The 9,967-nt window shown below is 61.1% G+C and carries 9 protein-coding genes and 1 tRNA gene; 7 read left to right on the forward strand and 3 right to left on the reverse strand.

Going from position 1 to position 9,967, the window contains the following annotated elements:
- Window positions 1-282: 282 nt before the first annotated feature.
- Window positions 283-372 (reverse strand) — tRNA-Ser (locus ACQ5BM_RS33160).
- Between the two features lie 313 nt (window positions 373-685).
- Between ACQ5BM_RS33160 and ACQ5BM_RS33165 the strand changes: the two genes are divergently transcribed.
- From ACQ5BM_RS33165 to ACQ5BM_RS33180, 4 genes are all read left to right on the forward strand, one after another.
- The gene (locus ACQ5BM_RS33165; RefSeq protein WP_429820309.1) at window positions 686-1,726 is read left to right on the forward strand and encodes a septal ring lytic transglycosylase RlpA family protein; all 1,041 of its coding nucleotides are present in this window, start codon (window positions 686-688) and stop codon (window positions 1,724-1,726) included.
- 57 nt (window positions 1,727-1,783) lie between these two features.
- Window positions 1,784-2,944, forward strand: coding sequence for a D-alanyl-D-alanine carboxypeptidase family protein (locus ACQ5BM_RS33170; RefSeq protein WP_429820311.1), 1,161 nt, complete (start codon window positions 1,784-1,786; stop codon window positions 2,942-2,944).
- Window positions 2,945-3,161: 217 nt separating this feature from the next.
- Window positions 3,162-3,845, forward strand: coding sequence for a dTMP kinase (tmk, locus tag ACQ5BM_RS33175; RefSeq protein WP_429820313.1), 684 nt, complete (start codon window positions 3,162-3,164; stop codon window positions 3,843-3,845).
- The gene (locus ACQ5BM_RS33180; protein WP_429820316.1) at window positions 3,842-4,873 is read left to right on the forward strand and encodes a DNA polymerase III subunit delta'; all 1,032 of its coding nucleotides are present in this window, start codon (window positions 3,842-3,844) and stop codon (window positions 4,871-4,873) included. Before tmk ends, ACQ5BM_RS33180 begins: the two co-directional genes overlap by 4 nt.
- On the opposite strand, the gene ACQ5BM_RS33185 is transcribed toward ACQ5BM_RS33180, so the two are convergent.
- On the reverse strand, window positions 4,868-5,173 hold the full coding sequence (locus ACQ5BM_RS33185; protein ID WP_429820318.1) for a pyrophosphatase: 306 nt from the start codon (window positions 5,171-5,173) through the stop codon (window positions 4,868-4,870). The two genes, ACQ5BM_RS33180 and ACQ5BM_RS33185, sit on opposite strands and share 6 nt — an antisense overlap.
- A 179-nt stretch (window positions 5,174-5,352) precedes the next feature.
- On the opposite strand from ACQ5BM_RS33185, the gene metG reads away from it, so the two are divergent.
- From metG to ACQ5BM_RS33200, 3 genes are read left to right on the forward strand one after another with little or no spacing between them, the layout of a single operon-like run.
- A complete protein-coding gene (gene metG, locus ACQ5BM_RS33190; protein WP_429820321.1) occupies window positions 5,353-6,906 on the forward strand; it encodes a methionine--tRNA ligase in 1,554 nt (517 codons plus the stop codon).
- Between the two features lie 12 nt (window positions 6,907-6,918).
- A complete protein-coding gene (locus ACQ5BM_RS33195; protein ID WP_429820323.1) occupies window positions 6,919-7,698 on the forward strand; it encodes a TatD family hydrolase in 780 nt (259 codons plus the stop codon).
- 1 nt (window position 7,699) lies between these two features.
- Window positions 7,700-8,539 carry an MBL fold metallo-hydrolase gene (locus ACQ5BM_RS33200; protein ID WP_429820325.1) on the forward strand — a complete coding sequence of 280 codons (840 nt, stop codon included), beginning with the start codon at window positions 7,700-7,702 and terminating at the stop codon, window positions 8,537-8,539.
- A 32-nt stretch (window positions 8,540-8,571) separates the two neighbouring features.
- Here the strand turns inward: ACQ5BM_RS33200 and ACQ5BM_RS33205 are convergent, their stop codons facing one another.
- Window positions 8,572-9,519, reverse strand: coding sequence for a phosphoribosylaminoimidazolesuccinocarboxamide synthase (locus ACQ5BM_RS33205; protein ID WP_429820341.1), 948 nt, complete (start codon window positions 9,517-9,519; stop codon window positions 8,572-8,574).
- Window positions 9,520-9,967 lie beyond the last annotated feature (448 nt).

Genomic DNA, 9,967 nt, shown 5'->3' on the forward strand with positions numbered 1-9,967 from the left:
AAGGGTGGGACTACGGGTCGGTTAACGATGTGAACCGCGCTTTCGTTCCGGAGTCCAGCAAGCCTGGCAATCACGCTGACGTGTTCAACAGCTCTTTGAGTGTAAGCTGTGACTGTTTTACGTCATGCGCCCGATACAGAAAGGCGGAGAACGGGAGTTGTCGTGTCGGGATCGGTGTGGGCGTGGCTGATATCGAGGATCGGCACGTCTTTGCAGCAGCGGCGCTCACTGTAGTGAGTGCTGCGACAACGGTGCCGGCGTCAGCGTATTTTCAAGTGGGAATGGCGGACAGGGTGGGATTCGAACCCACGGTACGGTTTCCCGTACGCTGGTTTTCAAGACCAGAGCCTTAAACCACTCGGCCACCTGTCCTTGCCTGAAGTTGGCGCTAACGGCCTACCGGGCACGGCGTTATTGCGCGAAGCCCTGTCGCTTTGCAAGATTTAACATGCATCGCCGAAAGATTTTCTCGGTGGCCGTGCCTGAGGGCGCAGGCCTGCTGCGCCGGTAACCATCTGTAAACCATAACGCATGAAATCCGGCGCTGATCTGTGGATGAGTTCGCATTTTTGCCTTGTTGCTGTCATGGTTGATCGACTGTTCCGTTTCGGGACGCCGAGATTTCCGCTGGGGGCATGAGCGGAAGGTTTCGAGTACGGCTTATTCGATCGATGTTGTGGGACAGATGACATCCAGTAAAAATGCAGCATATCTCGTCAAGGGACTGCGCCTTGCGGCGGTCCCCATGCTGTGCGTAACGCTTGCGGCCTGCGGATCCACGTCGAGCATCAAGAAGTCCAAGTCGCGCAGCAAGGAATACTTCGCCGAATCCGTTTATGGTGTGAAGGCGAGCCCGCGCGTTGCCAACGGAAACAATATTCCGAAGGGCGGCGGACGTTACCAGGTCGGCAAGGCCTATCAGGTCAAGGGCAAATGGTATCAGCCGAAGGAAGACTTCGGCTACAACAAGACCGGTGTCGCTTCCTGGTACGGCTCGGCATTTCACGGCCGGCTGACTGCCAACGGCGAGGTCTACGACAAGGCGCATCTGTCGGCCGCCCATCCGACGTTCCCTCTGCCGAGCTATGCGCGCGTCACCAACATGGAAAACGGCGCGTCGGTGATCGTGCGCGTCAACGACCGTGGCCCCTATGAATATGGCCGCATCATCGATGTCTCCTCGAAGACCGCCGATATGCTCGACATCAAGCGCAAGGGCAGCGCGCAGGTGCGCGTACAATATGTCGGCCGCGCGCCGCTCGAAGGCAACGACATGCCCTATCTGATGGCTTCTTATGTCCAGAAGGGCGAACGTGGCCCGAGCGTGATGCCGGAGGGCCAGATCGCGACCGGCGTGATGGTCGCATCGAACGAGCCGTTCCGCAATCAGAGCCTTGGCACGCTCACCGTTCCCGCAAAGGCTTCGCTCGACGTCGGCGAACCGGTGACGGCACTTGCCGCGCCTGTGCCGCAGTTCGCCCAGCCGCAGTCGCTGAATGAGTTCGTGATGCTCCCGGAGATCGGCCCGATCCCGCGCGAGCGGCCGGAATTCATCCCGATGCCCGACGGCAACGCGGCCTACGCGGCAGCCTATTACGAAGTTCGCGTCAGCGACGCCGAGTCGCCGTTTGAAGCGATCATGGCAGACAAGAAGCAGCTTACCCCCCAGGTGATTGTCGATTACGCGAAGCGCCAGAAAGCAAGCGGTTCTGTCCGACAACCGTAAGCGGCGTTGTGCCAAAATGACCACGCTGCTATGGCCAAGGGGAAACGGGAGTTTCCCATGCGCATGAAGATGTTTTCGGCGGTGTTTTTCGGTGGTGTGTTGTTTGCTGGCGCCGTACTTGCGCAGACGCCGGCGCCTGCCTTCGATACCAAGGCAAAGCAGATCCTGCTGGTCGATGCCGAAACCGGCACCGTGCTCTTCTCGCGTGCCGAAAACCAGCCGATTCCACCGGCATCACTCGCCAAATTGATGACGATGGAAGTCGTGGCCGAGGCTCTCGGCAAGGGCGAACTTTCCGCCGAAACCACCTTCGAAGTGTCCGAGCATGCCTGGCGTACCGGTGGTGCCCCGGCCGGCACCTCGACGATGTTTGCCGGATTGAAATCCCGCATCCGTGTCGCCGACCTGTTGCAGGGCGTGGCGGTGCAGCTTGCCAATGATGCCTGCATCATCCTTGCCGAGGGCATGACCGGCAACGAGGGCGCTTTTGCCGAGCGCATGACGGCGCGCGCTCGCGAGCTCGGCATGCCGGTTGCGACGTTCCGCAACGCCACGGGGCTGCCTGATCCCGGCAACCAGATCACGATGAGCGAACTGGTAACGCTCATGCGGCATCTCCATGAGGCCCATCCGGATCTCTACCGGCTCTATTCGCAGCCGGAGTTTGAGTGGAACAAGATCCTGCAACGCAACAAGAACCCGCTGATCTCGGCAAATATCGGCGTGGACGGACTGGCGACCGGTTTTGCCGAAGGCTTCGGTTTCTCCCTGGCCGCCTCGCTGCAGCGCGGCGACCGCCGGGTCTATCTCGCCATGGGCGGTCTCGAAACCGACAAGGAGCGCATCGAGGAGAGCCGCAGGGTGCTCGATTGGGCGATGACCGCCTTCGAGAAGAAGCGGATTTTTGCCGATGGGGAAGCGATTGGCGAAGCGGCCGTCTATGGCGGCGATGCGTCTCACGTCCCCCTGGTGGCCGGCGGTCCCGTCGACGTGCTGTTACCAGTCGACAACCCGGAACGGCTGACGGCACGGATCGTCTACAGGTGGCCCTTGCGTGCACCGGTGGCGGCTGGAACGGAGGTCGGCGTCGTCAAATTGTGGAATGGCGAGAAACTGCTGCGCGAAGTGCCGGTCAAGACCGCCAGCGCCGTGGGGCAGGGCACGTTGACCAGCCGCGCTCTCGATGCGTTGCAGGAGCTGCTGTTCTTCTGGATTTAATTGCCCTATCTGCGGCGAAGGCTGTTCCTGCCAATTCATCGCCGCCTGACGGTTTCGCACCGCGGACCAATCGGCTAAACAGGGCCGGAGCGGGATGAGGAAAAGCGTGTGCGGTTTTCCGCCCGCATCCCGGTCTAACTTATGAGAACCGGTCATGATGATTGGGTCGATTCGACCCAATCATCATGACCGGGGTCGCATGCCGATATGGGAAAGCATGGTGTCGCTGAAAAAAGGTCTGTTCGTAACATTCGAGGGCGGGGAGGGTGCCGGCAAGTCGACGCAGCTCCGCCTCCTGGCCGAATCCCTGCGCGCCCGCGGCTACGAGGTGCTGACGACGCGCGAGCCTGGGGGATCGCCCGGCGCCGAAGCGGTCCGCCACGTGCTGCTTTCGGGGGCGGCGGAGGCCTTCGGGGTTAGGATGGAAGCGATTCTCTTTGCCGCGGCCCGCAGCGACCACGTCGAAGAGGTCATCCGCCCGGCGCTCGAACAGGGCACGATCGTGCTTTGCGACCGCTTCATGGATTCCTCGCGCGTCTATCAAGGGATCACCGGCAATCTCGAACAAAGCTTTGTCGAAAGCCTCGAGCGCGTGGCGATCAATGGCGTCGTGCCGGATCTGACCGTGATTTTCGATCTGCCGGCCAGCATCGGCCTTGAACGGGCGCAGCGGCGCGCCGGCGACGACAATCCCGACCGTTTCGAGAAGGAGCAACTGGAGACCCACGAAAAACGGCGGGAGGCCTTTCTCGATATCGCCAGGCGCGATGCCGAGCGATGCCGGGTGGTCGACGCGATGCAACCCGTCGAGGCCATCGCCGCCGAGGTGCTTTCGCTCGTGGAGTCCCTGCTGCCGCACGGTAACGGTGCCGACGCTGCGACCGAGGAAGTCGTGTCATGAGCGCGGAAAGAGCCGGCGTCCTGGATGGCGCCATCGCGCCCGCCGAGAACAATCGGCTGTTCGGCCACGAACAGGCGGAAAGCTTCCTGGCGCAGAGCTACCGCTCCGGCAAGGGACACCACGCGATCCTGATCGAGGGGCCGGAGGGGATCGGCAAGGCGACGCTCGCCTTCCGCTTTGCGCACCACATTCTGAAACATCCCGAACCCGCTGAAGCGCCTGCCGCGCTTTCCGATCCCGATCCGTCTTCCGCCATCGGGCGGCAGCTTGCCTCGGGTGCCTCGCACAATCTGCTGCACCTGACGCGGCCGATCGATGAAAAGACGGGCAGGGCGAAGGGCGCGATCACGGTCGACGAGGTTCGGCGCGCCGGCAAGTTCTTCAGCCAGACGTCCGGTACGGGCAACTGGCGGATCGTCATCATCGACCCGGCCGACGACCTCAACCGCAACGCTGCCAATGCCATCCTGAAGATACTCGAGGAGCCGCCGCGCCGCTCGCTCTTCCTGGTGCTGACGCATGCGCCTGGAAAATTGCTGCCGACGATCCGCTCGCGCTGCCTGCCGCTGCGGCTGAAGCCGCTCGACGCCGCTCCTCTCCGTCAGGCACTGGCTCATCTCGGATTCGATCTCGAGGGCGAGAATGCCGAGCGCATCGTCGCGGCCGCCAATGGCAGCGTCGCCGAAGCGCTGAAGCTGATCAATTATGGTGGGCTGGAGATTGCCGCGACCTTCGACGGGATCCTCGCAGGGCAGGGCCCGGCGGTCCGCAAGGACATGCACAAGCTGGCGGACGTGCTCTCGGGCAAGGACAGCGAAACGATCTTCGAGTTTTTCCAGGCGCTCGCCAGCGACCGCATCATGCGCGACGCGCGTGAGGCCGCGATTGCGGGAGACATCATGCGTGCCGAGCGCTTCGCGTGGCTATCGGCCTCCGTGACCGAGCGCCTGACGGTCAGCGACGCGTACAATCTCGACCGCAAGCAAACCATCCTGTCGCTGCTCGACGACATGAAGGCGGCGCTATAGCGTCGCCTGGAAGCGCCATTTGCGCTCGATTGCCGCCTGCAGGTCAAGCTTGTGGTGGTGGGCGAAGAGCAGGACATGCCCGAGCAGGTCAGCGGTCTCATCGGCCATCAGGACCTTGAGTTCCTCCGTTGATTTTCCGTGACGCCGGCCACGACCGCTAAGCTTGTTCCAGACCTGGGTCAACTCCCCAAGTTCCTCCTGCATCTTCAGGATGAACCAATCGGAATCGCGCTCGATCCCGTGCGCGTCGGCATAGCCGGCAGAGGCGGTTTCAAATTGGCTGCCAAGTCGCTCCAGCATGACTCACCCTCTTCTTTTATGTTTCCGTTTTGTTCCAGTCGGCGCGTGCGGATTGCGCAAGGTTTTCGGCGTCGGCGGCGATCTCTCCGGCAGGCCTTTTCACGGATCGCATGTTTCTTCCTTTAAGCGTATGCGCTAAGAGCGTGCGTAGCTTAATCCGAGATAGATCGAATCCGCCTATGAGAGACACGTCCCCTTTCTACATCACCACCGCGATTTCCTACCCGAACGGCCGGCCGCATATCGGCCATGCCTATGAGTTGATCGCGACCGATGCCATGGCGCGCTATCAGCGCCTCGACGGACGTGACGTGTTCTTTCTGACCGGCACGGACGAGCACGGCCAGAAGATGCAGCAGACGGCGCGCAAGGAAGGCGTGACGCCGCAGGAACTGGCCGATCGCAACTCCGCGGAATTTCAGAAGATGGCGGTACTTCTGAACGCGTCCAACGACGACTTCATCCGCACGACCGAAAAGCGCCACCACGAGGCGTCGCAGGCGATCTGGATCCGCATGGGCGAGGCGGGCGATCTCTACAAGGATTCCTACGCCGGCTGGTATTCGGTACGCGACGAAGCCTACTACCAGGAGAACGAGACCGAACTGCGCGACGATGGCGTCCGCTATGGGCCGCAGGGAACGCCGGTCGAATGGGTCGAGGAGCAGAGCTACTTCTTCCGCCTCTCCGCCTATCAGGAGAAGCTCCTGAAGCATTACGAGGAAAACCCTGATTTCATCGGACCGGCCGAGCGTCGCAATGAAGTGATTTCCTTCGTGAAATCGGGTCTCAAGGACCTCTCGGTTTCGCGCACGACCTTCGACTGGGGCATCAAGGTTCCGAACGACCCGGCGCACGTGATGTATGTCTGGGTCGACGCACTGACAAACTATCTCACTGCCACTGGCTATCTCGACGATCCCAAGGGGCCGCGCGCCAAGTTCTGGCCGGCGAACGTCCATGTAATCGGCAAGGACATCATCCGCTTCCATGCGGTCTACTGGCCGGCGTTCCTGATGTCGGCCGGCCTGCCGCTGCCGAAGCGCGTCTTCGCCCACGGCTTCCTGCTCAACAAGGGCGAGAAGATGTCGAAGTCGCTCGGCAACGTCGTCGATCCGTTCAACCTCGTCGAGCATTTTGGTCTCGACCAGATCCGCTATTTCTTCCTGCGTGAAGTCTCCTTCGGTCAGGACGGCAGCTACAGCGAGGAGGGGATCGCGACCCGCATCAACTCCGACCTTGCCAATGGTATCGGCAATCTGGCGAGCCGTTCGCTGTCGATGATCGTCAAGAACTGCGACGGCCAGATCCCGGTCTGCGGTACCTTGACCGACGAGGACAAGGCGATGCTGGCGGCCGCCGACGCACTGTTGGAAACGACGCGCGACGAGATGGGCAAGCAGATGATCCACCGGGCACTGGCGGCGATCATCGCCGTCGTCTCGGAGACGGACCGCTATTTCGCCGGCCAGGAGCCGTGGGCTCTGAAGAAGACCGATCCGGCGCGCATGGGGACCGTGCTTTACGTCACCGCCGAGGTCGTGCGTCAGATCGCCATCCTCTTGCAGCCCTTCATGCCGGAATCGTCGGCAAAGCTGCTCGATCTGGTCGCCGCTCCGGCAGACAAGCGCGACTTCGCAGCACTCGGCGAGGCGGGACGCCTTGTCTCGGGTACACCGCTAGAGGCACCGAAGCCGGTCTTCCCGCGCTATGTTGCACCGGAAGCGCAATAAGGCACTTTGAGCATGCTGATCGATACGCATTGCCATCTGGATTTCCCCGACTTCGAGGCGGAACGCGATGCCATTGTGGCGCGGGCGCGCGAGGCCGGTGTCGAGCAGATGATCACGATCTCGACCCGCGTGAAGCGGTTCGAGACGGTCCTTTCGATCGCCGAAGCCTATCCGAACGTTTTCTGTTCCGTCGGGACGCATCCCCACAATGCGGATGAGGAACTGGACATCACGACCGAAGATCTTGTCCGGCTATCAGCACATCCGAAGGTGGTTGCGATCGGCGAGGCGGGTCTCGACTATTTCTACGACAACGCGCCGCGCGATGCCCAGGCCGAGGGCTTGCGCCGTCATATCGCCGCAGCGCGCGAGACCGGTCTGCCGCTCGTCATTCACAGCCGTTCGGCCGATGAGGACATGGCGGCGATCCTGACCGAGGAAACCGGGAAGGGGGCTTTCCCTTTCCTTCTGCACTGCTTCTCTTCCGGTCCGGACCTCGCCCGCATCGGCGTCGAACTCGGCGGCTACGTGTCCTTTTCGGGCATCCTGACCTTCCCGAAATCCGAAGAACTGCGCGAGATCGCCAAAACCGTGCCGCATGACCGGATGATCGTCGAGACCGACGCGCCTTATCTCGCGCCGAAGCCGTTCCGCGGTAAGCGCAACGAGCCGGCCTATGTCGCCCATACGGCTGCGGTGCTCGCTGAAACGATCGGTGTGAGCACCGAGGAGATCGCAACGATCACGACGGAAAACGCCTTCCGCATCTTCTCCAAGATGCCGAGGATCTGACATGGCGTTCCGGCGCGCCTTCACCATTCTCGGCTGCGGCTCGTCGCCGGGCGTCCCGCGCATTACCGGTGACTGGGGCGCCTGCAATCCTGAGAACCCAAAGAACCGGCGCATGCGCGCGGCTCTGCTGGTCGAACAGACCGCGCCCGATGGCGGCAAGACGACGGTCGTCATCGACACCGGGCCGGATTTTCGGGCGCAAATGGTTGCAGCAGAGGTGCGCCACATCGATGCGGTACTCTATACCCACGCCCATGCGGACCATTTGCACGGCATCGACGATCTGCGCGGCTACGTCATTGAAAACCGGAGAAGGGTGCCGATCTGGGCCGATGCCTATACCATGGGGCGAATCCGCGAAGGCTTCGGGTATTGCCTGCAATCACCTCCCGGAAGCGGTTATCCGCCGATCGTCGAGCCACGAATCATTCCCGACGATCTATCGCCCGTCGTGATCACCGGCGCCGGCGGGCCGATTCCGTTTCGGCCGCTAATGCAGTTTCACGGCAACATCCATTCGCTGGGGTTCCGTATCGGCGATTTCGCCTACTGCAGCGATGTCAGTGATTTTCCTGCCGAAACCGTCGCCAAGCTCGACGGTCTCGATCTCCTGGTCATCGATACGCTGCAGTACAAGTTTCACCCGAGCCATCTGTCGCTGGTGCAGTCGCTCGGCTGGATCACCAGGCTGCAGCCGAAGCGGGCGGTGCTGACGCATATGCACGTGCCGCTGGATTACGACACGGTTCAGGGCGAAACGCCTGATCACATCGAGCCGGCCTACGACATGATGCGGCTCGAATTCGACATCGACGATCCCACGCCTGCCGATAACGCGTAAATTAGATTAGAATTACTATCTAATATACGGATTTATTTGGAAAAATAGGGTGCGAGATTGGAGCGGATGCGCTCCAGTACCGTGGCGCCGGAAAGATCCGGAACGAAGCGCTGCCCGGTGATCTTCTCGAAAGCCTCGATATAGACCGCCGAGGTCTGCTCGATGAGGTCGACAGGGATTTCCGGGATCGGATCCTTGTAGGGATCGCAACGCGCGGTGACCCAGGCGCGCACGAAATCCTTGTCGAAACTTTTCGGGCGTTCGCCGCGTTCGAAGCTCTGCTGATAGCTGTCGGCGATCCAGTAGCGGCTGCTATCGGGTGTGTGGATCTCATCGGCGAGAATGATCGTGCCGTTCTCGTCGGTGCCGAATTCGTACTTGGTGTCGACGAGGATCAGGCCGCGCTCGGCGGCGCGCTGCTGGCCGCGGGCAAACAGAGCCAGCGCATATTGCCAGACCGTATCCAGTTGTTCTTTCGTCAGCAGTCCTTGCTCGAGGATGGTTTCGGCCGAAAGCGGCTCGTCGTGACCGCCGTCGAAAGCCTTGCTGGTGGGCGTAATGATCGGCTGTGGCAGCTTTTCGTTGTCGCGCATGCCGTCCGGCAAGGTGATGCCGTACATCTGACGTTCGCCGTTGCGGTATTTCGTCAGGATCGAGGTGCTCGTGGTTCCGGCGAGATAGCCGCGCACGACGACCTCGACCGGCAGGATGTCGAGGCGCTTGCCGATGACGACATTGGGGTCCGGATAGCTGACCACATGGTTCGGGCAGATGTCGGCCGTTTCCTCAAACCAGTAGCGCGCGGTCTGGGTCAAGACGTGACCCTTGTGCGGAATGGAGGTCAGGATGACGTCGAAGGCGCTCAGCCGATCCGTCGCGATGATGATCCGGTTGCCGTCGGGCAGATCGTAATTTTCGCGAACTTTGCCTTTGTAGCGGTTTGGCAGTTCCGGAATGAAAGCATCTGAAAGAACGCGCAATTCGCTCATCACATCTGGCCTTGAAAGAAGTGTCGATCGCTGGAACGCTAAGCAGGCCGCAAAGGCCGGGTCAAGCTCGGCAAGGCAAGGAACAGTGCGCAATCCATGTTTTCCGGCATATACGAAAGTTCCATAATCTATCTTATGTGATCTTTGTGTTGTAGCGGCATTTTAGAGATGCGACATATAGGCCAGTTAGAGATGCGACAGTCGTCGCCTCTTGGGATGCTGGTCGAAAGTCAGCGTTGGGGAGCAAGATCCGCGACTTGCATCGTGGCCAGGGCCATCTGTGTTCGGAGTCGTCATGTCTTGTTTGATCGTCATCGGCCGTTTGCCGATCACGAGAACCTCGATGGCGCCATGTGTCGCAAGGAGGTTCGGAAGCTGTCGAATTCGTTGACGCTGCGCTATGACAAGGTGATGTTCCTTCTCGATCCGACAGATCGAG

It is taken from the genome of Ensifer sp. B1-9 (assembly GCF_050474445.1).
Classification (GTDB): Bacteria; Pseudomonadota; Alphaproteobacteria; order Rhizobiales; family Rhizobiaceae; genus Ensifer.

What these genes read in the sequence shown, in the direction of transcription:
- ACQ5BM_RS33165 (WP_429820309.1), top strand. Translation starts at nt 686, where the DNA reads ATGACATCCAGTAAAAATGCAGCATATCTCGTCAAGGGACTGCGCCTT.
- ACQ5BM_RS33170 (WP_429820311.1), top strand. Translation starts at nt 1,784, where the DNA reads ATGCGCATGAAGATGTTTTCGGCGGTGTTTTTCGGTGGTGTGTTGTTT.
- tmk (WP_429820313.1), top strand. Translation starts at nt 3,162, where the DNA reads ATGGTGTCGCTGAAAAAAGGTCTGTTCGTAACATTCGAGGGCGGGGAG.
- ACQ5BM_RS33180 (WP_429820316.1), top strand. Translation starts at nt 3,842, where the DNA reads ATGAGCGCGGAAAGAGCCGGCGTCCTGGATGGCGCCATCGCGCCCGCC.
- ACQ5BM_RS33185 (WP_429820318.1), bottom strand. Translation starts at nt 5,173, where the DNA reads ATGCTGGAGCGACTTGGCAGCCAATTTGAAACCGCCTCTGCCGGCTAT.
- metG (WP_429820321.1), top strand. Translation starts at nt 5,353, where the DNA reads ATGAGAGACACGTCCCCTTTCTACATCACCACCGCGATTTCCTACCCG.
- ACQ5BM_RS33195 (WP_429820323.1), top strand. Translation starts at nt 6,919, where the DNA reads ATGCTGATCGATACGCATTGCCATCTGGATTTCCCCGACTTCGAGGCG.
- ACQ5BM_RS33200 (WP_429820325.1), top strand. Translation starts at nt 7,700, where the DNA reads ATGGCGTTCCGGCGCGCCTTCACCATTCTCGGCTGCGGCTCGTCGCCG.